The sequence below is a fragment of the Treponema sp. OMZ 788 genome, from assembly GCF_024181245.1.
GTDB lineage: Bacteria > Spirochaetota > Spirochaetia > Treponematales > Treponemataceae > Treponema_B.
In genome coordinates, this window is the sequence record NZ_CP051199.1 from 1374767 (window position 1) to 1399782 (window position 25016).

The following is a 25016-nucleotide window of genomic DNA, read 5'->3' on the forward strand; positions in this document are numbered from 1 at the left end:
CCTGCCTCAAGGCAGGTCAATCTAACATTGTCTTAAACCGCAACACGGCTTGCCCGTGTTGTCGGCTTTGAAAACTGTGTTATGTGTTTACAAACTCCCTAATTTCATTTCTCCAGCTACACCAGAAATGATTTTTTTCTCCCCAAAGAATCATACCTTCTAGCATCATTGGCCATTTATTATTTTCAATACTTCTCCTTGTCGAAGCAAAGTCAAATAAATATGCATAAAGAATAGCCATTTGAAAATCATGCGTACAATACAAATCAACAGTATTCTCTAAATTGCCATTGGAAAACATATAATCAAGCATTATTTTTGCGGATTCCTGTATTGAATTAAAACCTTCCAAACCTTCCTTTTTTAATTTAAAAATGATTTCTTGATTATTAAATTTTAGCTCTTTGAAAACTTTATCGCTTAGAAATATATCTTTTGTTTGTGGATATTCCATTTCATTAGGAGCTTTTACAATATTCCTATTTTGGGCTTTCCCTAAAAGGATATTTTCACAAGTTTGAATATTTCGTAAACAAGTACTTGAGGCAACATATCCGATGTCATATTGTAAATTTCTTCCAAAACTTTTACAGAGTTCAATTCCTTCGTCAGTAAGAGCTACTTCTCGTTCAACTCCAGACTCTATTTTTCCTCTGATTGAGTGACGAAAAATGATTTTACAATTTTGACCGACAGGTACTTTTGAAGCACCTTTTTCCATGTGTTCATATATTGATACTAATTTCATTATTCAACATCCAGAATGTTTATCTTTTTTTTCTTCAAAAGATATGCAAAAGCACCACCTGAAACAATACTGTCAAAAGCATTTCCAATACCGAATAACAATGCAATACTTATCAATGTCGGAGTCCATTTACCTGCAAGATACAAAGCAAATGCTATACCATAATAAATTGAATTGGTAACTATCGATTCAAAAAGCATATAATTTGTTTTTCCAAGTCCGTAAAACTCGCAATCAAATACATTTTGCAATGCATACAATACATAAAAGACAAGAAGCACCATAACAAGGCTATACAATTTATCAACATCAGAAAATTGCAGCACATTTGCCATAAATCCTTTCCAACCGGGGATTGTTATAAACCAAACAAGACAAACTATCGCTGTAACTGCAAAATATCCGAGCGTATTATTTTTTATCGCCTTTTCATCTGTACTAACTTCCTGCTTTATCAATTCTCCAAGTTGATTAATCGGCAATAGCAACCATCCCCAGATAAAACTATTTGCAACCCAGTAAGTACCCTGTTCATTTACCATATTAACCATACGGCTTATCATAAGCATATAAGCAATATTTCTGACAAAAGATTCTATTCCTGAGATACCGCCAATTTTTACAAAATCCTTAGCCCATTCAAAAGAAAGTTTTTCCTTACTGAAAATAAAGTAACCTTTTTTACTGAGCAAAATAACTGAAACTATAAACAGAATAAGATTTACCACAATATTACTATAACCGATTCCGTTTACACCGAAATTTGCAGATATATTTAATGTAGAAACAAAGAATGTATCAAAAATAACACTTAATACAAGTTTTGTACCTGTGAGAATATATACATATTTTGATTTTCCTAATGTTACCAAACATACGAGCAGAAAAGTTGCCAGAAGAGAGAATATATTTGCAATACTTTCTATTCTTATATACACAGCAGATTCTGTAATAATATCTTTACTTGTAGCCATTATCGCCAAAAGAGGATTTGTAAAACAACAAATTAAAACAGAACAAACAGCATAAACACAAAATGAAATAATCAATCCAGTTTTTATCCTGTTTGCATATTCAGATTTCTCTGCAACAAATTTTCCCATAAAGAAATATAATGGAAGAACTATTGCTTCATTTAATATTTCGTAAATAAGATTTACCCACGAAAGCTGCCCGGCGATTGAAAATGCCCAATCTCCAGGTAAAGCCCCTAAAAAGAACACTCTTAATGTTGTATAAATTGTAGGACACAATCCCATAATTAAAAGGGAAATAAATAATTTCCAATTTAAGTTTTTTAATGACTTACCGATTTTATTCATTTTAAACTCCTCGCGCCCCAGTACGGGCGTCCACATAACATTCGCTTAACCTGCATTTGCGGCTACTCCGCAATGTCAGGTTGAAGCGAGTGTTAGGTGTTAATTTTCAACTCCTGAAGACTTTTTTTATAAAATGAATTAGAATCCTTTACCTCATAAAAACCATATATTTTTATATAGTAATTAAAACTATTTATATATTCATCTCTTTTAAAATCTTTTATCTTATTTACAGCCAATAAATTTGATATGAATATTTCAAAACTCATAATAAAATCTTCAATGTCGCTAATTTTTATATTTTTTAAAAATTCTTCATTTTTATATAATTCTAATACTCTTTCACCAAGATCTTTATCATAAAGCAAAATAATTGTAATAAAATTAATTACATCAATATTTTCAAAAAGTAATTTTTCATATTCATTTGCTTTATTGCTTCCCAAGCAGAATAATTCCTTAAGGCATCTAGAAGTTAATATAGGATTTTTTTTATGATAGTCATTAATAAATGCTGCTTCTAAGTATTTACAGTTACTTTTCTTTCTCATTTTTGCAAATACAAAAATCGCACCTTCTTTCTTTATTAAAAAATCAGAATACAAATACGATGAAAACTTCTGAGAAAAATCAATTTCATCCAATTTTGAATCTATATATTTAAAATCTTTATCATTAATATTTAAACTCACATATAAATCAGAAAAAAACTCAACAAAATTTTGAAATATAAATTGATTTTCATATTTTTGTTCTATATCAATTAAATTATATAAATCAAACGGGATGTTCTTTATATCTTCTTCAGAGAAATATTCATAAAATTTTTCTACATTATACAATTCGCTGGAAAAAATTTCAAATATACCCATATATTTTCCTATAATTCAACATCGTGCGCCATAGGTGCATCCACCTAACATTCGCTTAACCTGCAAACGGGCTCAGTCCCGTTTGTCAGGTTGAAGCGGGTGTTAGGTGTTTTTTATATATAAATATCCATACCTTCATTTCGAAGAACTTTTTTCATTTCTGGAAACTGGTATTGTTTTATTCTTTTATCCATAGAAATGAGTTCATTTATCATTTCTGTAAGTGTTCTTTTTGAAATATCAAACCCAATGATTCTATTAATCTCTTTTATTTTCCATGAATATGGTTCTGATTTTGGATATTTCACTATATCATTAAGGATTTTTTCTAATTTCCCATATGGAACAATATTCCAAACCATAATAAGAATATTTATCGCTATAAAAGCTTCTTTCGCTAAAGCATTCCAAGAATTATCTTTATTTGATTTTTCAACATTAATTTCTATTTTATTTATTGTATTATGTGTACCTGAATGAAACGGATTAAATAGAGGAAGAGAATTTAGATTAAGTATATCCAGAAAATCATTTGCCACAAACAATCCACAAAAAAAAGAGCCTTTATCATTTTCATTAATTCTATTTTTATAGGTAAAACAATAATATTGATCGGTAATAGTATCAACAGCAGCACTTAATTTAGTTTGACCATTAACTAATTTTAAATGTGCTAATGGAAAAATATCATATTTTTTAATAAGTTCTCTTCTTCTTTCTTTTGTGCGACAATAAAAAGCTTGTTCTTTCATTTTTTCCTCAGCTCACCAAAAGCATCCACTAAATATTCGCTTAAGGGGGATTGCCACACCAGAGCCATCTCAATTACTGAAGCTAGTGGGCTTGACCTAAAAATTATCATCAAAATTATGAGCAATTTTGATAACAAAGTCAATGTCAGCTTGAAACACTTGTTAGGTCAATTTCTTTATAGTATTTTTCAAACATTAACTCACTCTCACTATGGGAAAAGCCTTCAAAAAGAATTTTTCTACCATTCTGCTTCCAAAACACTATAACGGAAGGAACAACTGAACCTGTAGAAAAGACCAGTTCATTGACTTTAAGACTTAAATCATTCATATCATAAACTTGATAATAAATTTGTGTATAGTTCATTCCAAAACTTGAATCAACAGTTATATAGTGAAGTTCATTATTTTTTATAATAAATTTACAGTATGTAACTTCTCTCAAAACATGATAATTTACAATTTTGTTATTCTTAACTAAAAAGATTACATTTATATAACATTTCCATATTTTTCCACCTTCTTCTGTATCATAGCTTTTTGGTATATGTACTTCATATAAGCCATGTTTTAAATCAGACTGAATAACAAAATAATTGTTTGCAACAATGTTGTCTGCAAAGTCATAAACAGAAAGTGAATAAAACTCGCCAATATTCCAACCTTGTAATTTTTCAATAAGTTCGTTTTCAAGAATATCTGGTAAAAGTTTATTTTCATCAATTTCAGAACTTTTTAACATATATTCATTGATCATTGCAAAGTACGACTTACAGTGCTCGCCTTTAATATCACCATATTCATCTAAATACTTAGTTTTAGCAGAACAACTATAAAACAACATAATACAAAATAATATAATTAAATATCTATATTTCTTCATTTTTTCTCTTATTGCGCGAAGCGTCAACCTAACATTCGCTTGACCTGCATTCGCGGCTACTCCGCAATGTCAGGTTGAAGCGGGTGTTATGTGTTATTTCGTATTATATTCAATTATATAAACTCCTTTCCAAATTCCTCTATAATTGAAAACTTCTTCTCCTATATAATCATTATATTCTTCTAACGCACTAGTTATAATATTTGAATTTTTCTAAATTCACTACTTTTATCTATAAAATATGTTTTTACACATAGACATAATAAAAATATAATAATTGTATTTTTTATTTTTTCTAGCCTTTTAATATTATGCAATTCACCTTGTTGAGCTATACAACATTTATTTATTTTTTTAGTAAATAATAAATTACAAAATTAATAAAAAAATCAAAATAAAACAATCAATAGAATAATAGAAATAGAATAAATATTAATTATCTAAGTCATTAGTTTATTTTTTAGTAAAATATTTATACCAAAACATAGCAGGATTAAGAATGTAGTCTTTATTTTTATTTGAAATTAAGTCTTCTATATTGTCAACGGTAATACAATATCTTTCTATTAAACCAAAAATATTTCTTAGCTTTTCTTTTGTTAAAGATTTTTTTCTATTTGAATAATTATTTTAGAACCAATTCGTTCAATTTTATTTGATATATTTTTTAAATAAAATTCAAAACTTTCTTCATCTAAAATGGAATAAAAATAAATATTTGAAAAAACTAATTTCATTTTTCTTATTTTAATCCTTGCACCCTAAGGGGTGCCCACATAACATTCGCTTAACCTGCATTTGTGTCTTTGCCGACGCGTATAGCAAGGCAAAGTTGGCGTGAAAGTTGCATAAAAAAGGGAATTGCGTGAGCAATGACCGCCTTAAGCAACTTTCGTGACAAAACAAATGGCAGGTTGAAGCGGGTGTTAGACGCTTCTTTATTTTTCATATCCAGACAATATTACTAATTGTGATAAATATTTCCAATAATTATTAGCATTCTCTTTATACTTCACTATATTTTTTTCTGATAAATCAAATTCATAAGTATTATTAAATATCAAATAATTGAAAAACTTATATATTAATTTATCCATTTCATTTAAATTTGAATATTTTATTTTTTCTAATTTAGTTTTATCTTCCATAAATATATAAGATTGAATACCATTATCCAAATCCATAATATAATGATAAAATCTTTCATCAAAAGTTGTTGGATCTTCTCTCGTATTTCCCCAAATTAGCCACGGCAATATATCTACTTCAAATTTATTTATAGGTTTACTATATGCGCCATAATTAAAAGATCCTTTATTCCAACTATTTGTAACAAGATTTCCTTCTTTATCGAAAACAGCTTCTTCACCTGTTTCTTTTGTATAAACTTTATTATCTTCTTCTCCTCGCATTTTATGAATATGATTCTCATAAGTATATTTTAAAATATAATTTATAGCGGAAAGATTTCCTTCTGGAATTTCTTCATCCAAATTTACTTCTAATTTCATCAATCCATTTTTTAAACACAAAGATAAATTTGTTTCTCCATTTGAATCTTTAAATACGGATAAAATATTTTCATGTGTATAACCCGATACAATAAAAATTACCATTAAAATATAAATTAAACAACTCTTTTTATACATTTCTTTTTCCCAGCAAGCGCTCCTATGGAGCGTCCGTCTAACATTCGCTTAACCTGCATTTGCGGTTCATCCGCAATGTCAGGTTGAAGCGAGTGTTAGATTTTATTTTTCCAACAAAAACTAACACATTTTTTCGATTTCCTTTATATACTTTGACTATATTAAACTTCCATTAAAAACAGTTTTGCATATTTTACGGAACTTTTTATATGCAAAACTGTAAAGTTATAACTATAACTTATATCCAACACTAAAACCAAGGTTAAACATAAAACCGCTCTCTTTCGTTGCTGCTGAACCCATATTTTTATTCATCTGAAATCCAAGTAATAAACTAGGCTTTAAAAATAATCTTTCTTTTACATAAACATCTGATCCAACACCAAATGCAACATAATGTCGATGAAAATTATAACTTGAATCAAGATTCTCTTTATAATTTTCTCCATCTTTTTTACAAGAAATATTAAAATTTAAATCAAATCCAAACAGGGGATAAATCTTTGCAATACCAACTGTAAATGGATATTTTCCAAAAAAAGCCATATTAAAGTAACTCATATTAATTCCAGATACCAAAGGAGTAACTTCACTACTACCAAAGCTAAAACCGAGAGTACCCAAAACATATTGTGCATCAAAAAAACATTTTACACCAAAAAAATTACCAGTTGCTTTAGGGCTAACCTTAAACCACCCTGTATCAATCTCTGCTTTTTTTGTGGCATGTGTAAAATCAATACCACCACCAACACTCAGATCAATTGCAAACAATGATGTAGTACATAATGCTGCAACTAATAACATTGAAACTAACCTCTTTTGTTTCATCTTTCAACCATCCTTTCGCAATGTTTTTTTTTCATTGCAATTATTTTTATTTCTCAGTCGAAAGAATATTTTGATTGGTTCCGTTACCCGCCTGCCTTTAGGCAGGTCAATCTAACATTCGCTTAACCTGCATTTGCGGCTACTCCGCAATGTCAGGTTGAAGCGAGTGTTAGGTTTATTTTTATAATTATCAAATAGTATAACTATATCTTTCAGCATATTTGCTTAATATTTCATTTATCATTGTTTGATATTTTACATTATTTTTCTTTGCTGAAGCTTTAAAAAATGCAATACTTTCACTATCCAGCGTTATCGTAATTTTTACTTTTTCAGATTTTCTTATTAATCTGTCCGGTGGTGGTAGAAAATCATCAATCCTTTCCGATAACGACATTGACTCAGCTACTTGTTTAGGAGCATCACTGTATTCTATTTTCTTCTTCATATCTTCTTTTTCCTTCTCGCCAATATCCGGCACCTATTATCCTAATATTCTCATTACGTAAGGTAAAACGCACCGTCAATATTTTGTCTTCAACTTTACCAAGACAAAAATATCTTTTCTCTTTATCCGAATGTCTTTCATCATATAATATAACTCTATTTTTATCAAAAAAAGCTTCCTGAGCTTCTTCAAATGAAACACCATGTTTTCTTATATTTATTTGATTTTTATTCTTATCCCATTCAAATGTCATAATATATTATACATACTTTTTGCAATATTTTCAATACATATATTTTTATTTTATATAAAAAAATATTTTATATAGTTATACTGCCACTTTTTGACTTTAATTTATCTTAAAATCAAAAAAGTGGCAGAAATAATTAAATTTTAAAAAATATTATAATCTTCTAAAATTAATCACGAAACTTAAAATAATTACTCAAATCTCTCCCATATTTTTCTCTAGTTGCTTTAGAAATATCAAAGACTGTTGGTCTTTGATCGCCACGGGTTGTAAATTCAATCTTTTCACCCTTATTCCGCCATTTTTTTCCATCGTAAAAATTTTGATTTGCAAACATTTCCCAAAATGCCATACTTGGCCTCCTATAAATTTATTTTTAGATCGAAATAAATGTTATAGGCCGGTTCCGCACAAGTCTTTCCGCAAGCGGTTAGCTTGTCAACCTAACATTCGCTTAACCTGCGTTTGTGCCTTTGCCGTCGCGCATAGCAGCGGCAAAGTTGGCACGAAAGTTGCGGTGCCGTATAGGCACATCAAGCAACTTTCGTGACAAAACAAATGTCAGTGTTGAAGCGGGTGTTAGATTAATCATTTTATTCTTTTCAACACAATAGCGTTGTTATCAGACAGTGCATCATCTAAAATAGTAACATTACCATCCACAGAGATAGTTCCTAAAACTTTCTTCGAATCTGATAATCTAAGACCATTGAAAATTATCAGATTATTATCAGTAACTTCAATTTTATAGAATTCATAATCGCTATTATTTAGTAAAACTGTTGGATTGTCAGTATCTAAGTCAACTCGTAATATTCGGCCATCTGTTGTTACAACATAATAATTGTGTGCATTATAGGCTAGTAATTTGAATATCCCTGTTTTCAGAAACTCCAAATTTTCTGATTTACTGCATACACCGCTTTTATTAAATACCTCATATTTTTTTCCATCAAAAATTACAGATATTCGATCTGGAAAATATAGCCAATGCATATATTGACTACCCATGCTTACCCCAGAAACATTATAATCTTCAAACTTGATATTTGATTGTGTGTCAATAAGAACCTTGAATGCTCCTTCTCTTGATGCAAAATAGATATTCCCATCCAGTCCTCTAAATGCTATAGTTATATGATCTCCACTATAACTTCCAGTGAAAATATTTTTTAAAGCATTATTAGCTGTTCTTATTTTAGCATAAGACAACGAACCATTTCCTCTATCGTCATATGAAAAAAACACATTGCCATCATTATCAACAACAAATTCATCTACACAACTAATTGAATAAATATCTGGTGTTATTTTCTTTCCAGTAATTACATTAGGATCTGACACATCAATTTTTTTTACGACACCTCCATTTAAATAGTAGATATTATTTGACTTATCACTGAAAATACTCTCTCGTAACTCACCCTTATATCCAGCATTTGCTCGAAGCATTTCTGGAGATCCCATTGGAGATAAATCAAATGCACTTCCATCAATTTTGCTTACTAGGTATGGATTATTCTCAATAATTAATATAACGTATTTTGCATTAACATCATAAATTTGACTTGGGCTTGCAACTTCTAATTCATCACCATTGCTATTTTTTACTTTTACTTCATATATACTTCCATCAGAAAGCATTTTAGCAAACTTTTTATTGGATGTTATAGACCTGTTCATATAGTTATTTTCAGGGATAACCAACAAAGCTTTCGCATCTACAATATCAATGAATGATACATCTTTTCTAATTGAAGAATTAATAGTGTTGCTATTAGCCTGTTGACAACCGGTAATGAACGCTACTACACTAATTATTACAACTAATGCTCCAATCATTGAAACTACTTTTCTCTGCTTCATCTTTAAACCTTCCTTTCACAATGATTTTATTTTAGTCGAAAGAATGCTTCGATTGGTTCCAAACCTGCCTGCCTTTAGGCAGGTCAATCTAACATTCGCTTAACCTGCATTTGTGTCTTTGCCTGAAGCGTATAGCGTAAGGCAAAGTTGGCGTAAAACTTGCGGTGCCGTATAGGCATATTAAGCAAGTTTTATGACAAAACAATCGTCAGGTTGGAGCGAGTGTTAGGTGCAATTTTATTCCTTAACATCTAAGGATATATATAATATTGAATGATCACTTAAAGTTTTGATCTTTCCATAATTGAAGTTTTTCCCTTTATATTGCTTTACATCATCCATGTGTTGTGTTTCTACAAATTGATATAATTCTTTGCTGATAAAAATATGATCATCTTGTATTACTTCCACATCATTATAACCGTTCAAATTACCACGAAAGAATGTTTGTTTGTATAAAGGTTCACATTCTATTAAGTTGGAATTCTTTATTGTTTCATTAAAGAATACTTTATCATCAGGATTTCCATGTATATAATACTTATCGCAGTTTAAATCTCCTCCAATTACAAGATTCTTTTTTGAAACAAACTCTTCAGTAAAAAAAGTTTTTAATTGTCCGGAGCCTTTTTCATCAGTATCTATATGAAGACTACAAAACAGTATTTGGTTATTATTAAAATTGACCTGCACTACTTTAACTTTACCTGTATATTCGCTATTATATTTATTATTTTCATTTGGAAATACTTCTAAAGTAATATCTTTGGTGAAGTTACAATACTTTTCGTTCACAAATATTGCAGTACCCCATTCTGAACCATTATTTTTTGAACCGGCATTTTTTGATGTATGACTTTCTGTCCAAAAAATATTAACATTTAATTCTGTTTCATCAATTGACTTTAGTAAAACTTCTTGTAAAAAAGCTACATCCGCATTTAGGTTATTTTTAAGAAAATCCAATGCTTGTCTTTGTCTGGCAATTTGTTTTTCAATGAATGTTTGACTTTTAAATTTACACCAATACTCTGCAGCCATTAAATTCCAAGTAGCTATCTTCATTTTTTCTCCTTGCACCGAAGGTGTCCATCTAACATTGTTTTAAACCGCAGGCGGCTTGACCGCCTGTCGGCTTTGAAAACTGTGTTATGTGTTTTCATCATAAATATTATATAAGTTCAATTCATCTTTTAATTCTTCATCATTATATATTTTTCCAAATTCAGATTGCAATTGTTTCTTTAATTTTTTGCAACTAGGTTGGAACATCGCAAAAGTTAAACCTCCAGCAATAAAGCCTGAAACAATTGGTATAGTTTTTGAGACACCTTTTGCAAAAACTTCTTTTGTCATTTGTTTGCCAAGAATCTTTGCAATTTGTTTTACTAATGGGTAAACAATACCTTTTGAAAGTACCATTTGTGGTAATTTTTTTAAAGCTTGTTTTGATAAACAATTTGAAACGAATTTCAATGTTGAATTAGCGAGTCCTACACCTGACATAACACCCAAGAACAAAACTATGTAATAAATAGATTCTCCAGATGCATCATCCAAATTAAAATCGGGCCAACCATATATATAAGCCAATTTTTGAATGATTCGTATACTAAAAGCATAATACTGTGCTAAATCTGCAGGTACTGTTCCAATTAACGCAAATCCTCCAGGAATACCTAATCCAAAAGATGAACCTGTACATTTTAAAGTTTCTTGTGCAATAATATTTCCTGCAATTTTATCGATGACTTTAACATCAATACCAGCATGGAAAGTACCTTTTTCTATAGCTTGGCTAATTTTATCTTGTGAATAATATTTACCCAAATATTTTTGTAAAAATTCACTTCTATTTATTCTGACTCCTGGAATCTTTATAGCTTCTGCTAAAACAGGTAATAAGATATTTTCATTATTCATCAAAAATCTCCTTTGCTGACCGAAGGGCAGTCCACATAACTACCGCTTGACCTGCATTTGCGGCTTGTCCGCAATGTCAGGTTGAAGCGGGTGTTAGGTGTTTTTCTTTACATAATCCAAATAAAAATTTATAAAATCATCTTTATTATAGTTTACAATTTTATTCATGAACATTATATTACTAAATTCCAATCTTCCATTTTCTAAAATATATTTTTTTGTTTCAATTTGTTTCTTATAATCTCTAATAATCATATTCTTTTTCATTTTTTTAGCAAATGAATTTACACATCTACTTTGATTCCTTGCTAATTTTGATAAAATTTTGTATTTTAATAATCCATTCTTACTAAAAAAAGGTACGGATAAATCATCTAAAGTTTCTAATAATATAAGATTAGCATATTCATTATTTAGTTTTAAGATTTTTGAATAGAGATTTTTCTTAATTCTGATTTCATAAGCATATAACCACGTAAATTCCATTATATAATCATATAAAAGAAGCGGATCATTTTCTATTACAAAAAGAAAATAATCTTCCAGTACTTTTTTACATGTTATTCTATGAATATTTAAGGTATCACAGATTATAATTAATGCTTCTCTTCGTCTGATATATGAAGAATCAAATAGCATTTTTTCACAAAATTTATAAATACAATCATTTTCATATTTTTTTAATATTAATTCTCGATATTTATGTGAATGAGTTACCGAATCACAAATGAATGGGCAAGGGCTTTCCGATGCATAAATAGCATTATTTTCATAACATTTTTCGAAGAAAAGATTTGTATCTTTAATTTGCAACAAGTCTTTGCATACTTCTTCCAAATAGTCATCTGTAAGATAATAGGTATATTCTTTTACCCGTTGTATTAATTCATTTTTTTCCAAAATTTTATCCTATTTTTATCCATCTAACTAACGCTTAACCTGCAACAAGGCTTGTCCGCAATGTCAGGTTGAAGCAGGTGTTATGTGATTTTCTTTATTTTCTTAACTTTATAGTTAATTAATTCCAAATCAAAAATTTCATCATTTTCATTATAAATACGAATCGTATCATTATCAATCAATTCTGTTTCTTTAATAAAAATCCATTGAACATCTTTTTCTAAAAACGGATTATACCAGATTGAATAAATTGATATTGTTTTCTTTATTTTTGAGTCTTTAATAGATTTAATAATCATCTGACCGGTTCCCTTAAAAATTCCATCTGAATAATTTGCAATATACTCGTATCCATTATGAATTATCGATGGAACTTCTGGAGGCGGAGTCCTTTTTGCATATAAAACCAAGAGTGAAAATATAAATATACTTAATAATATGATACTTTTTTTCATTAAACATACCTATTGTAAAATGCTTCTTCGTCCTTGCCCTAAAGTTCAATTCATTTTTTTTGATTACTTTTTTTTGCAGCGAATATTTTTCTTTTTTTCCACCATGCGCCCCAGTAGGGCGTCCACATAACATTCGCTTAACCTGCATTTGCGGCTCCGTCCGCAATGTCAGGTTGAAGCGGGTGTTAGACACTATTTTTCTCATCTTCTGGTTTTCTTGAAAGTGTAATTTTTTGATATGCGTCTTTTTTATCGTTTGGATGAGGTTCAAGACCAATTATCGTAATATCAGACTTGTTTGGACCATATACCCAAAACACCCTACCAGCAGCAGGTTTGTTATTTTCTAAATATGACTGCCAAACTTTTATTCCATATCTTTTGGACAGCACCTCAATATCATGAGTACAAAGACTTGGATATTTCGAATCTAAAGCAAGTTTCTTAAAACAACTTACCAGTTTTTTGAATAAAATAACTTCTTTTTTAGAAGCAACATTATTTTTTATTTTCTTTTCCAGATCATCCCAAAATTCTTTCATTTCGGGAATTCCCATTCTGATGTTGAACATTACTCAATATCCTCATAGGCAGAAATATCTATGGGGTTAGAAACATTACCATTTTTGAAATTTTCCATGCTTAAATCCATCACTTTTAAGGTTCTTACTGAAACTTGAAAAGGCTTTGTAAGTTCTCTGGGTTCAAGCAAGATTCTGCCGTCGTCATACTCTTCTACATGGAAATATTCGTAAGATGCGTTTCGTAATGTAATTCTTTTTTTTGAGTCAATTTTTGCGTCATAGGATTTTACTGCTATTGTAGGCATAACAAAACTCCTTTTAGTGGGAAATCCCACAATTAAAATATAACCTAAAATATGAAAAAAAACAAGTGGATTAACGGCCGTTTTCTCAGAATTTTTATTTATTTTATATGTTCTTATCTTTTTCCAAATAATTATTATAATCACTATGACCGTCCGAAGGACTTTTAACTTGTTGATTTCCTGAATCAGTTTTAAAATTCTCAGATAAAAGTTTTCTTTTCCTTTGCAAGTAATTATTATAATTATCAGACCGTCCGAAGGACTTTTAACTCGTAGATTTCCTGAACAAGTTTAAAAATCCTAAGATGAAAGTTTTCTTTTCCTTAGCAAGTAATTATTATAATTACCAGGCCGACCGAAGGACTTTTAATTCGTCGATTTCCTAAACGAGTTTTAAAATCCTAAGATGAAAGTTTATTTTCCTTAAAAAGTAATTCTTATAATCACTATGACCGTCCGGAGGACTTTTAGTTCGTCGATTTCCTTAACAAGTTTTAAAATCCTTAGATAAAAGCTTATTTTTACTTATCCAAGTTATAGATATTATAACATAGCTTTATTCAAAGAACCTAAGCTTTTAACTTGGGTTTTACGCTTTAATTTACAAAAAAATACACACTACTTTTTCAAAGTTGCAGTTAATTGTGCCGTAAAGCATCGGTCTAACATTCGCTTAACCTGCTTTGCGGCTACTCCGCAATGTCAGGTTGAAGCGAGTGTTAGACACTTTTATTTTATTTAATCGCTTATATTAACAATTATGCTTTTAATTTTACACTATTTTGCTTTTTATTACTATATTTAATAAATAAACTTAAAATTTTACTGTAAAACTTTATTATTTACAAAACTAAACTTTTATAAATAATATTATCTTAAAATTATAAGCTTATTCTTAACAATTAGACTTTATTTTTTAACCTATACAGCTTTTCATCATTAAATTAAAAAATCAACAATTTTACTATAAAGCTAAAATTTTATTTTCATTAACAAGTAATTATTATAATTACCAGACCGTCCGAAGGACTTTTATTTTGTCGATTTCCTTAAAAAGTTTAAAAACACTCAGATAAAACTTTATTTTCCTTAGAAAATAATTATTATAAACACAGACCGTCCGAAGGACTTTTAACTAGTTGATTTTCTCAACAAGTTTTAAAATCCTTAGATAAAAGCTTATTTTTACTTATCCAAGTAGATAAATAATAAAACAAAACTTTATTCAAAGAACCTACGCTTTTAATTTGGGTTTTACACTTTAATTTACAAAAAACACACACCATTTTTTTCAAAATTGCAGTTAATTGTGCCGTAAGGCATCTGTCTAACATTCGCTTAACCTGCATTTGCGGTTCATCCGCAATGTCAGGTTGAAGCGAGTGTTAGGCGTTATTTTTAAATCGAACTAGATACTATTTAATTATATTTGCTTTTATTTTATCAAACTCAGTTGCTAAAAAATCTATTTTTATTGAATCGTTAAAATATTCACTATCAAAACCTTGTATTATTATTGTTCCAATAAATTTTTCTACATCATATTCTCCTAGACATTCATCAAGAAATAAAAAACCAATTCGACTATAAATGTCATATTCATTCTCAGTATATCCATTGCAAAAAAGAACAATCCCTACTTTACTTTTATCTTCATCGTTTATAAACATAAATCTTACATCATTTGGATGAAGTTCTTTATCTCCTATTTTAATTGAATTCTCTATTTTTCTTCTCGGGCGGAATTCAATAAAAGTCCATTCTGATAATTCCGGTTTTAATGAATACAATTTTTCTACTGCAGGAAATGCATCTAATATTCCATCTGCACTAATTATAAACTCTCTTTTTCCATTTTTTACAGAACTAATTTCAAATGTTAGATCGGGATTTATTTTATGTAATTGAATTTGAAGTTCATCAAAAATTTCTTCTTGACTTACCTCATAATTATATATTAATTGTGATTTTTTACAAAACCAACTCCAAAATTTTTCTTCTCTTGTTTTAACAAAACATGATATTAATCCCATAAACATAAATCCTATAATGAATATATTTTTTTCATTTTTTTCTCGTTGCCCATTGGGCAATCCGCCTAACATTCGCTTAACCTGCTTTGCGGCTCCTCCGCAATGTCAGGTTGAAGCGGGTGTTAGATGAAATTTTCTATGTATTTTTATTTTTTTTCCATGTTATATAATCTTTTTTTGCCTTCATATCTTTTAGCCTATTCCATGCTTGCAAAGCATCTTCTCGTGTTGCATTTTTTTCATTTGCTAAATAATCGCTTATAAAGTTATTAAATTTACAGGATGGAATTTGCGGAAGTTTTCCTTCAGTTTTATTTAAACGAATATATTCACAAATGACATCATTATACGTTATTTTTTCACCATGAGAAAGTTGATTTTCAATCCAGCGATTAAGCCAATATTTCGCCCCTGATTTTGGTTTTAATCCTCGAACTCGTCTATCCATTTCACTATGTATGAATTCCCATGTTTCTTTTTTGTTGCTAAAATTTTCAACATAACTATGATTATTCAATATGTCTTTATTCCAGCTTTTACTCTGATAACTATTCTTTTTATTTACAGTTCCTGTTTCTAAAAATTGAATAATCACCTCTTCAAGCTGATCTTTTCGTATTTTTGTATCAAAAGGAATTTCAAGCGATTTTGCTAATGCTTTGAGTTCACTCATGTACCAATATTTATTCTCGAATTCTTTTATTGTCATATAGCCTTTTTCTTATGGGCTGTGATTATTGTATAACTGTATGCATTAACGGTTATCACAATGTCATCAATACTTATATACCAATTTTTTCCTTTTCTGATTATTGAACTTCTCTTATCAAGAATTTTATTTTTACACCACTTAACAACATCTTGGGTGTCTAAATCAAGATTACGTTTTATTCGCTCAATACCCATTTCAGTCGTATGAATTTTTTCTGCATTTTTATACAGAATTTCCGCATTATTTTCCATAGTGATTTTATATCCGTATATTATTTATTTGCATGCGACAGCATGTCCATCTAACATTCGCTTAACCTGCATTTGCGGCTTGTCCGCAATGTCAGGTTGAAGCGGGTGTTAGCACTTTTATATTCTTTCTATGTTTACCCTGTATCCGAGAGAATTTACAACAGATAAAAAAGTTTGATAATTTATTTTATCGGCTGTTTTATTATTTCTTAATTTTTGAATGATTGTCGGTGATACTTCAGCCTTTCTTGCAAGTTCTCTAACAGACATATTTTCTTCTTCCATCTTTTCAAGTATAAATTCTGACAATAGAAAATTATTATACTCTTTATCAAACTTCTTTTTTTGTTTTATATCATTTTTTATGTATTTATCAAAGGTCGATTCTTCCATAATCACATCACTCCTCATATAAATGTTCATATATTTGTTTATTTTCTAAAGCAATTGTTTTTTCCGCTGGTGGTAGTTTATTTGTTCGTTTACAAAAGACATTTGTTACGATTATTTTCTTTCTTAAAAAAACATAAATATCTATCAGGCTGAGGTTTAAATGCATAAATTTCATCTCCTTTATACCTGAACTTTGTTTTATCAAATATTTTACCGAAATCACCTATTTTCTTTACTAACAGAAGAAATTTTCGTTTTTGAGAAGGCGATGTTTTTTTAAAGTATTCAAATGCTTGACTATATCCTGCTCTATCATAAAACCATTCAATTCTAAAAAAGACACCTTCATATATCAAGCAACTTTCTTTATCCATGTTATATTGGACCACTTTTATGATACGATGTCAATACATGGTATGCTAAAATTTATAAAAACTATTCTTTTTTTTGCACCGCGGAAGCGGTGTCGTGTTAACTATCGCTTGACCTATAAACAGGTATACTCCCGGTTATCAGCGTTGAAAATGAGGTTAGCACTTTACATTATAGTCTTCTACTAATTTCTTAAATTCAGACATTGATGAGTTATATTCACTATTTAGGTATATGATATCTTCTTTACTAAGAATGCACATAAAATTATCGATTTTAAACAATTGTTCAGAAATATCTTGTGCATATTTATAAATTAAAGCTTGGAAAAATATAGATCTAATAGAAGTATTTTTTAATTTAAATATATCATACTGTTCTCTATTAAAATTTAGGATTTTATTTTGAAAATCTTTGTAAAGTTTATATTCAACAGGATATTTCTTTTTCTTATTAAATTTTCCTGAACACAGCTGAAGACAAAATATATGATATATTTCTTTTTGATATTTTATATAATCTATTTTTTCAAATAAATCGAAAAGTGTCCCCAGTTTAAATATGTTGATATTATTGCAACCGCATATTTCATCAAGCATCATAAATGATTCTACAATATATATATTATTCTTAAAATTATTTCTTATTCTGCTTTCTATTATTTTATGATGTTTACCCAAAAGAAAGCAGGTAATAAACAATAAATAATTCTCTTTAAAATTACCTTTTTTCAAAATTCTAAGAGATTTTCTTCCCTCATATAAAGGTAATCCGACAAAAGTTTCTTCATCATCCAATAGTATTACTCCTTTGTTTCACAATATCTATATAAATAATGCTAACATTCGCTTAACCTGCATTTGCGGCTTGTCCGCAATGTCAGTGTTGAAGCGGGTGTTATACGCAATCGTTTACTGATGTATATTACATCTAAAATAGTTATCCTCAATTTTTATTAAATTAACAATTTTTTCATATTCAAAAGCTTTTTTAAATTCATTATACATTTCTTTATCCTCAAACATATCTTCAGATGAATCATATAAAATATCTAAATTATTATTTTTATCATAAATTATAACACTATATGTATCTAAAAAACCAGGATCCCATATAATTCCTACATAATTATCAAATATTCGTATACTTTCATTTTTTACATTATTCGTAATATAACTATCAAGCTCATTTTTATATTTTTTAAATTCAATTTTTAAAGCAATTCTTTCCGATAACTGATTTTTTATAATCAAAAAACTAAAGAAAATAGAAAACGCAATTGGTATTAAAAAAAATAATCCCCTTATTTTTTTTAGTTTTATAATGTTTGTTATAACAAATAAGATGTTTAAAATTATAACTAGCATACATAAATAAAAGTATATAAGTACTCCAATAACACTTAAACATCTTAATAATTGAAAAGAAAATATTGATAAAAGCATTAAACATATATTTGATATTATCACAATTATTCTGAAATATAATTTACTCTTTTCATCTTTAATAAAAAGAAACGGAATATAAATTATCAATAAAAAAAATATTATTATAAGACTCATTTTTATTTCCTAAGTAAGTTAATTATTATAATTACCAGACCGTCCGAAGGACTTTTATTTCGTTGATTTCCTAAACGAGTTTAAAATACTCAGATGAAAGCTTATTTTTACTTATCCAAGTAGATATTATAATAAAACAAAACTTTACTCACAGAACCTAAGCTTTTAATTTTAGTTTTAAGCCTTAAATTTACAAAAAACAACCTACTTTTTCAAAGTTGCAGTTAATTGTGCCTTCAGGCATCCGTATAACTTCTCGCTTAACCTGCATTTGTGCCTTTGCTGAATCGAAGAGTTAAGGCAAAGTTGGCGCGAAAGTTGCATTAAAAAGGGAGCCATAGGCGACCGCCTAAGCAACTTTCGTGACAAAACAAATGTCAGGTTGAAGCGGGTGTTAGATTAAATTATTTTACTTCAAAATTTATGTTGATACCTAATTTCTCAAATTCTACTTTATATCCACTAACATAGTGCTTTAAATCAACCTTTAAATGTTCTATTCTGCGTTTATCAGTAGTATGCGCAATATCATGTAAAATAGCTGTTATTACTACAGCATGTTTTAAAGGTTCTGAGTTATTGTAATACTCATTTAAATCTATTGCCTGACAAATCCCTTGAAGCATAGGTGCAAGTGTATTAAAAAATTTTTCCATAAAAGTACTCCTGTATTTTTGAAGATTTTAATAGCAAATCATATAAAATCTGCACATCTTAATGATAATACTAGTTAATTATAGCAGTGATAAACCTTACAATGGCTTATTGTACCCTAGCGCTTTTAAACGTTTTCTCGTTGCAATCGGTAATTTTTTACATCCTTCGAAAATAGCATCGCTATCATAAGGCTGATAAAATGATATAGCTTTTATTTCTTCTGGTATTTCAAGATTATACAACTCTATACAGTTTTTAAAACATCTAGTAGAAATTGATTTTATATTCTTTGGAATATTAATAGTATGCAAATTTCTACATTGTGAAAAAGTTTCTGAACTAAGATATTCGATTGTATCACTAAGACGTACCTCAGTTAAATTTTCACACCCTCGAAATGCTGCACTAGAAATTTCTTTAACCGATTCTGGAATTACAATCCTTGTAAGATTATTACATTGTGAAAAACTCTGTCTGCTGATTGTTTCAACACCATGCATCATTTTCACAATAGATAAACTATCACATCCAAAAAAAGCTTGATCTCCTATACCTAATATACTCGAAGGTATTAAAACAGCTGCGAGGTTATGACATTTATAAAAACTTGCTGCCCCAATAATTTTAATACCAGAGGAGATTATTACAGAAGTTATCAGATCATTGTCTTTAAAAACTTCCTTACCTATAATTTTAACCGGATACCCTTCTATTTCCGAAGGTATGATAACCAAACCTCCAGGACCGTTGTATCCTGTGATAGTAAGCCATGTTTCATCATTACTTAATGTATATGAAAAATCTCCGCCGGGTGATGAATTCTCATCTGTCAATTGTTTAAGATTATCTTGGTCAAGATTAGAAAATATTTTTTCTACAGTATCAAGATCATTTTTATCTAAAGCATTTAACAATATGACTTTATCATTTTTAGCACAACTAGTATGCATAAATAATAAAATCAACATCCCAATCAGTGAAACCAATCTCTTTTGTTTCATCTTGCAACCTTCCTTTCGCAATGACCTTTTCATTGCAACTATTTTTTTTCGGTCGAAAGAATGCTTTGATTGGTTCCGCACCTGCCTGCCTTTAAGGCAGGTCAATCTAACATTCGCTTAACCTGCATTTGCGGCTACTCCGCAATGTCAGGTTGAAGCGGGTGTTAGACATCTTCGAAATTTGAAATGATTTTATCAGAAGTAATTGGATTTCCCAATGAAACTAAACAATTAATTATTTCCTGAAGTCCTAATTTGTCTTTTGTTCTATAGGCCAATAAATATAACAAAGCTTCAGATGTGATTAAAATGAATCGCTTGATTTCTGTATTCCAAGTTACTTCATTTATAAATTCATCAAAATCTGTCCTAAATGAATTACTAACAATTATAAAACCAATTTTTTTGTAACCATCTTTTACTAATTTTGGACAATGTGTATTTATATATTCACTAATTGCTCTATCATCAAGTCCTAAACTATATCCTTTACTATATGCTTTTGCATCTATTAAAAAAGCTGTATTTTCCTCGCGTATTTTCGCTATAACATCTGGATTCCGTCCAGTTCCTTGACCTAATATTTCTGTATCAAAATCAAGTTGCTTAAAAACCTCCGCTACAACCTTTTCAAATTCATAACCCTTCTTTGCAGCCGTTTTACTATCATCTTCACCTAATTCGATAAGCTTTGATATCTTTGGGATTATATAATCATTAATATCAAAGTTAACCGAAATAACAGAACGTGATTCTTTGTCAGCTCGATCATCTTTTTCTTTTCCAAGTATTTTTTTTGTTCTATTATCATAAAAATCCCAAAACGCATGTTCCAAATCCCAATAAGAAATAGTTTTTCCAGTGGCAGTCTGTATAGTGAGTATAATATTATCGTTTAATTTATAAAAATACTCATAAGTTGAACTTTGACTTTCAAATTCAGACCAAATACCTATTTCAGTGAAAGCTTCAACTAATGACGTATACATAATTGGCCATTTATTATGATCAAATATTTGCCAGAAATATGAAAGAAAATAACAACTTGATCTAGGATTTGGAACTTTACGTTTATCATTAGCTTTTAAAAAGTATTTATTACAATATGTTTCAAGTTCATTAATTTTTTCAGCGGCTACTTTTATATCATCTGGTACAGTTAATAATTTCTGTAACAATTTTGTTATTTCACTTTCATTGCTTGCTTTTACAAGTTGATTAAAAAACATTTGACCTTTTGTTGCGGTAAAACCCCAATAATTATTTCTCTTATTAAAGCTATCTATTAAAGTTTTAAATTCTCCAATGGTAATTTTATTCTTATAAAATGATTCTATATAACCTGTTAATTCTGGAAAACAATCCCTTCTTAATTTATCGATATCATCGATTGGATTACCCTTAGTATCTTTTACTATTTTTGATGATGAATCATATGTATTCCAGATTTCCAATATCTTATCAATTTGTACTTTATCTAACATTTACTTCTCCTCTGCCCGAAGGGTATGTCTAACACCCCTTCGACCCTTCCTCACTATATCATAAAACTCAATAATTTTCAATCTAAACTGCCGCAAAACAAAAATAAGCTTTTTCTACCATAATAACCAACCATATAAAACACCGTCGGCAGATTAGGCCTATCTTCACTAAATGAATAAATAAACAAATTCACATCCTGTCTATGGGGCTTTGCACTCCCAGACTGCCTCGGTTTAGGACGTGTGTATAAACCATGGTGGTTTTAACATCGCTGTGGCCGAGAAGTTCTTGGATTGTGCGGATATCGTAACCGGTTTCCAAAAGATGCGTTGCAAACGAGTGCCGGAAGGTATGGCAGCCGATTGGTTTCGGGATGCCTGACCTTAAAACAGCTTCATGCAGGGTGCGCTGAATAACATTCGTTTAAGCTGCATTTCCGTGCCGTAGGCTTGGCGTGAAAATTGCATCCAAATTATAAGCAATTTTCATGACAAAGGAAATGTCAGCTTGAAACGGTTGTTATACCTTTTGCCGTATAGCCGCTTTTCTTGCGGTTACTATTTTATTTTACATGAAAAAATATAAAATTTCAAGTCAGCAAAATATTATCAAATATTGAAACTCATCTTAAAAATTTTAATTTTTTCAGCGTCTAATTTAATATTTTTGCATAACCACTATTTTTACATTTTGTCTTTCCATACATAAAACCATTACCAAGCCTAACATTTAGTTAGACTTGGTAACTTCAAACCTACACTACAACTTCTTTTTTAGCTTTATGATATACGTTATTTTTGATTCTTTCGGTTCTGATAATATGACATAGTTTTCCCCTAAAGGTTTCATCGTAAACACTTCATAACCAATCGATGTACCATCAATCATAAACCAAAACTCATTCATCTTTTTTTTTCCAAGAATTTTCTATTTCCTTTATCTTCCGCATAGAACGAGCATAGCCTAACTCATATTGTATTCGAAAACCACCATCTTTGTATATCGGCATATTATTTTTATCACACTTATCGGTATATATGCTGCCATTTGAATTCAATGTTAGTAAACTAACTTCATTTTCTTTAAATCTAGTACCATCCTCTTTTTCGATGTAAACACTTATAACGAAAGGTACATTCACTATCCCGCCAGCACACGAAACTATACTAAAACAAATCAAAGCCCCAAAAAGTAATGCTAATTTTTTTTTCATAAATGCTACTCCCAAAAGCATTTCACGACCCACAATTGCGTATGTTGAAGGTCGTGAAAGTATAGTTTATTTATGTTTAACTAATCCAAGCGTTGATTGAAAAACTTGTCCCAAACGCTCCCAAAAATCTGTATTTACACCTTCTACACGATAGGCAGATTTAGAACTATCAGACGTATTGTCTCGCATATAATACCAATACGTATATTTGTCTTTTGTCCAATACTTGGTTCACCAATGTCCCCACCACCATGAAAATTTATGGTACTCTTTTTTAGTTTCTTTTTGCGTGCCAATGATAAGCCTATAATGGAATCCCCAATCTCCATACCATCCAGAACGAAGCGAAACAACTGGCAAATGATAGTTAGTAATATGTGAATTTACATCCTTCCAGCGATGGCAAAGTTTTTGTTCAATTTTATAATTTGTATGGGCGCTTAAACCTTTACTAAGCGATGAGATTACTTTAGGTCCCGTTCCAATTGTATTTTCAAACACCATATACAATGCTTGTGCTTTGGAGTTATCTGGAATCAGCGGAAATTTAAGGGAAACCGGCAACATAGTTTTATGGTCTTTTGCCCCCTTTCCGTCATGTACGGTAATCTCGTTTTTATCAAAGTCTATATCCTGCCCCCTTAGCCGCAGGGCTTCCATCAGCCGCATTCCGGTTCCGTACAGTAGGCGGATACAAAGACTATAATCATTGTCAGGCAAAATAGAAAATATCTTTGCAGTTTCCTCCCGGCTCATCACAGCGGGAAGCTTTTTAGGCTTTTTTGCACGGACTATATTTTCCGGAGTATTTATAGTTAAGCCCAATATATTTTTGTATAGAAATAAAATAGCGGCAAGAGCCTGATTTTGGCTTGAAGCAGCGGCCTTTTCTTTTACTGCAAGACGGCTAACAAAAGAATTTATTTCATCATCGGAAAGAGCTTTAAGATTTTTATCCTTATTTTCGCTAATAAAGCGGCTTATCCAATAGCTGTATGCTTCCTTTGTACGCTTACTGTAATGTTTGGCAGCAATAACTTCATCCAGCTTTTGTAGAATAGATTTAAGATAAGTTGAGGCCGGACTATCATTTTCCCCAATAGTTTCAGTATTCAAAGCATCAGCATAGTTAGAAGTATGATTTTTAGGGGTAAACCCTGAATCTGCCATACAGATTCCGTTATAATAAAGATTGTTTAACAAAATGTCACAAGAATTACGGTCGGCCGGGATAAGCCAAAAGCGTTTGTCCGGCAGCCAAGCCCTTCCCGGCACTTTTTTTATTGCTTGGAGCACCTTAGAAAAATCCTCTCCTTGAGCGTTAAAATTTACCGACAAAGCCTTATTTTCATAAGGCCGTATTTCAACAAACATTCACTCCTCCTTAAAACTGCATGATACACACATAACACACCTTTCCCATGGTTTATTAGGGCGATTGATAAACCGCCTAAATAAACCTCTAGTCAAAAAACTTACGCACGGCCATTCTATTTAAAATAAACTAAACGGCCTGAACATAAACCATTGTAAGAAAAAGCCGGCATCATGCAGCCGTAACATACTATAAGCAGCCATTTTCTCATGTGCGGATTAATTATCGCACATT

At 29.9% G+C, this 25016-nt stretch carries 30 protein-coding genes and 1 pseudogene; all 31 read right to left on the minus strand.

Annotation, left to right across the window (positions count from 1 at the left end):
• Positions 1-79 precede the first annotated feature (79 nt).
• The 31 genes and pseudogenes from E4O00_RS06715 to E4O00_RS06860 all read right to left on the minus strand — a co-directional run bounded on the left by E4O00_RS06715 (position 80) and on the right by E4O00_RS06860 (position 24781).
• Positions 80-748 carry a histidine phosphatase family protein gene (locus E4O00_RS06715; RefSeq protein WP_253679529.1) on the minus strand — a complete coding sequence of 223 codons (669 nt, stop codon included), beginning with the start codon at positions 746-748 and terminating at the stop codon, positions 80-82.
• The gene (locus tag E4O00_RS06720) at positions 748-2070 is read right to left on the minus strand and encodes an MATE family Na+-driven efflux transporter (protein ID WP_253679531.1); all 1323 of its coding nucleotides are present in this window, start codon (positions 2068-2070) and stop codon (positions 748-750) included. The genes E4O00_RS06715 and E4O00_RS06720 overlap by 1 nt, the downstream gene beginning before the upstream one ends.
• Positions 2071-2162: 92 nt before the next feature.
• On the minus strand, positions 2163-2942 hold the full coding sequence (locus E4O00_RS06725) for a hypothetical protein (RefSeq protein ID WP_253679533.1): 780 nt from the start codon (positions 2940-2942) through the stop codon (positions 2163-2165).
• Between the two features lie 113 nt (positions 2943-3055).
• Positions 3056-3694, minus strand: a complete 639-nt coding sequence (locus tag E4O00_RS06730) for a hypothetical protein (protein WP_253679535.1) — start codon at positions 3692-3694, stop codon at positions 3056-3058.
• Between the two features lie 145 nt (positions 3695-3839).
• Positions 3840-4577, minus strand: a complete 738-nt coding sequence (locus E4O00_RS06735) for a hypothetical protein (protein WP_253679537.1) — start codon at positions 4575-4577, stop codon at positions 3840-3842.
• A 938-nt stretch (positions 4578-5515) separates the two neighbouring features.
• Positions 5516-6226, minus strand: a complete 711-nt coding sequence (locus E4O00_RS06740; protein ID WP_253679539.1) for a hypothetical protein — start codon at positions 6224-6226, stop codon at positions 5516-5518.
• A gap of 231 nt (positions 6227-6457) precedes the next feature.
• Positions 6458-7057 (minus strand): hypothetical protein, encoded by a 600-nt coding sequence (locus E4O00_RS06745; RefSeq protein ID WP_253679541.1) that lies wholly within the window; start codon positions 7055-7057, stop codon positions 6458-6460.
• 190 nt (positions 7058-7247) lie between these two features.
• Complete coding sequence (locus E4O00_RS06750) at positions 7248-7538, minus strand: BrnA antitoxin family protein (protein WP_253679543.1); 291 nt, start codon at positions 7536-7538, stop codon at positions 7248-7250.
• Complete coding sequence (locus E4O00_RS06755) at positions 7480-7758, minus strand: BrnT family toxin (protein ID WP_253679545.1); 279 nt, start codon at positions 7756-7758, stop codon at positions 7480-7482. The genes E4O00_RS06750 and E4O00_RS06755 overlap by 59 nt, the downstream gene beginning before the upstream one ends.
• Positions 7759-7924: 166 nt before the next feature.
• Positions 7925-8107 carry a hypothetical protein gene (locus E4O00_RS06760; RefSeq protein ID WP_253679547.1) on the minus strand — a complete coding sequence of 61 codons (183 nt, stop codon included), beginning with the start codon at positions 8105-8107 and terminating at the stop codon, positions 7925-7927.
• Between the two features lie 236 nt (positions 8108-8343).
• On the minus strand, positions 8344-9621 hold the full coding sequence (locus E4O00_RS06765; RefSeq protein ID WP_253679549.1) for an NHL repeat-containing protein: 1278 nt from the start codon (positions 9619-9621) through the stop codon (positions 8344-8346).
• A 237-nt stretch (positions 9622-9858) separates the two neighbouring features.
• The gene (locus tag E4O00_RS06770) at positions 9859-10686 is read right to left on the minus strand and encodes an exonuclease/endonuclease/phosphatase family protein (protein ID WP_253679551.1); all 828 of its coding nucleotides are present in this window, start codon (positions 10684-10686) and stop codon (positions 9859-9861) included.
• Between the two features lie 84 nt (positions 10687-10770).
• The gene (locus E4O00_RS06775; protein WP_024470199.1) at positions 10771-11544 is read right to left on the minus strand and encodes an EcsC family protein; all 774 of its coding nucleotides are present in this window, start codon (positions 11542-11544) and stop codon (positions 10771-10773) included.
• A 93-nt stretch (positions 11545-11637) separates the two neighbouring features.
• Positions 11638-12444: a hypothetical protein gene (locus E4O00_RS06780; RefSeq protein ID WP_253679553.1), complete on the minus strand. Its 807-nt coding sequence runs from the start codon at positions 12442-12444 to the stop codon at positions 11638-11640.
• Between the two features lie 80 nt (positions 12445-12524).
• Positions 12525-12899: a hypothetical protein gene (locus E4O00_RS06785; protein ID WP_145475200.1), complete on the minus strand. Its 375-nt coding sequence runs from the start codon at positions 12897-12899 to the stop codon at positions 12525-12527.
• A gap of 185 nt (positions 12900-13084) precedes the next feature.
• Complete coding sequence (locus E4O00_RS06790; protein ID WP_253679561.1) at positions 13085-13471, minus strand: hypothetical protein; 387 nt, start codon at positions 13469-13471, stop codon at positions 13085-13087.
• Complete coding sequence (locus E4O00_RS06795) at positions 13471-13728, minus strand: hypothetical protein (protein WP_253679563.1); 258 nt, start codon at positions 13726-13728, stop codon at positions 13471-13473. The genes E4O00_RS06790 and E4O00_RS06795 overlap by 1 nt, the downstream gene beginning before the upstream one ends.
• A 1415-nt stretch (positions 13729-15143) precedes the next feature.
• On the minus strand, positions 15144-15833 hold the full coding sequence (locus E4O00_RS06800; RefSeq protein ID WP_253679565.1) for a hypothetical protein: 690 nt from the start codon (positions 15831-15833) through the stop codon (positions 15144-15146).
• Between the two features lie 64 nt (positions 15834-15897).
• Positions 15898-16470: an SAP domain-containing protein gene (locus tag E4O00_RS06805; protein ID WP_253679567.1), complete on the minus strand. Its 573-nt coding sequence runs from the start codon at positions 16468-16470 to the stop codon at positions 15898-15900.
• Positions 16467-16724, minus strand: coding sequence for a DUF3781 domain-containing protein (locus E4O00_RS06810; RefSeq protein ID WP_038107725.1), 258 nt, complete (start codon positions 16722-16724; stop codon positions 16467-16469). Before E4O00_RS06810 ends, E4O00_RS06805 begins: the two co-directional genes overlap by 4 nt.
• 117 nt (positions 16725-16841) lie before the next feature.
• Positions 16842-17117: a helix-turn-helix transcriptional regulator gene (locus E4O00_RS06815; protein ID WP_253679569.1), complete on the minus strand. Its 276-nt coding sequence runs from the start codon at positions 17115-17117 to the stop codon at positions 16842-16844.
• A 7-nt stretch (positions 17118-17124) separates the two neighbouring features.
• Positions 17125-17283 (minus strand): hypothetical protein, encoded by a 159-nt coding sequence (locus tag E4O00_RS14235; protein ID WP_371921894.1) that lies wholly within the window; start codon positions 17281-17283, stop codon positions 17125-17127.
• Positions 17207-17491, minus strand: coding sequence for a hypothetical protein (locus E4O00_RS06820; protein ID WP_253679571.1), 285 nt, complete (start codon positions 17489-17491; stop codon positions 17207-17209). Before E4O00_RS06820 ends, E4O00_RS14235 begins: the two co-directional genes overlap by 77 nt.
• A 156-nt stretch (positions 17492-17647) precedes the next feature.
• The gene (locus E4O00_RS06825; protein WP_253679573.1) at positions 17648-18286 is read right to left on the minus strand and encodes a hypothetical protein; all 639 of its coding nucleotides are present in this window, start codon (positions 18284-18286) and stop codon (positions 17648-17650) included.
• A gap of 114 nt (positions 18287-18400) precedes the next feature.
• The gene (locus E4O00_RS06830; protein WP_253679575.1) at positions 18401-19051 is read right to left on the minus strand and encodes a hypothetical protein; all 651 of its coding nucleotides are present in this window, start codon (positions 19049-19051) and stop codon (positions 18401-18403) included.
• Between the two features lie 404 nt (positions 19052-19455).
• The gene (locus E4O00_RS06835; RefSeq protein ID WP_253679577.1) at positions 19456-19707 is read right to left on the minus strand and encodes a hypothetical protein; all 252 of its coding nucleotides are present in this window, start codon (positions 19705-19707) and stop codon (positions 19456-19458) included.
• A gap of 96 nt (positions 19708-19803) precedes the next feature.
• Positions 19804-20709 carry a leucine-rich repeat domain-containing protein gene (locus tag E4O00_RS06840; protein ID WP_253679579.1) on the minus strand — a complete coding sequence of 302 codons (906 nt, stop codon included), beginning with the start codon at positions 20707-20709 and terminating at the stop codon, positions 19804-19806.
• A 164-nt stretch (positions 20710-20873) separates the two neighbouring features.
• A complete protein-coding gene (locus E4O00_RS06845; RefSeq protein WP_253679581.1) occupies positions 20874-22193 on the minus strand; it encodes a restriction endonuclease FokI C-terminal domain-containing protein in 1320 nt (439 codons plus the stop codon).
• Positions 22194-22383: 190 nt separating this feature from the next.
• A pseudogene (locus E4O00_RS06850) lies at positions 22384-22614 on the minus strand (tyrosine-type recombinase/integrase); the annotation flags it as partial.
• A 478-nt stretch (positions 22615-23092) separates the two neighbouring features.
• Complete coding sequence (locus E4O00_RS06855; RefSeq protein WP_253679583.1) at positions 23093-23407, minus strand: hypothetical protein; 315 nt, start codon at positions 23405-23407, stop codon at positions 23093-23095.
• Between the two features lie 231 nt (positions 23408-23638).
• Positions 23639-24781 carry a phage integrase N-terminal SAM-like domain-containing protein gene (locus E4O00_RS06860; RefSeq protein ID WP_253679585.1) on the minus strand — a complete coding sequence of 381 codons (1143 nt, stop codon included), beginning with the start codon at positions 24779-24781 and terminating at the stop codon, positions 23639-23641.
• Positions 24782-25016: the final 235 nt, after the last annotated feature.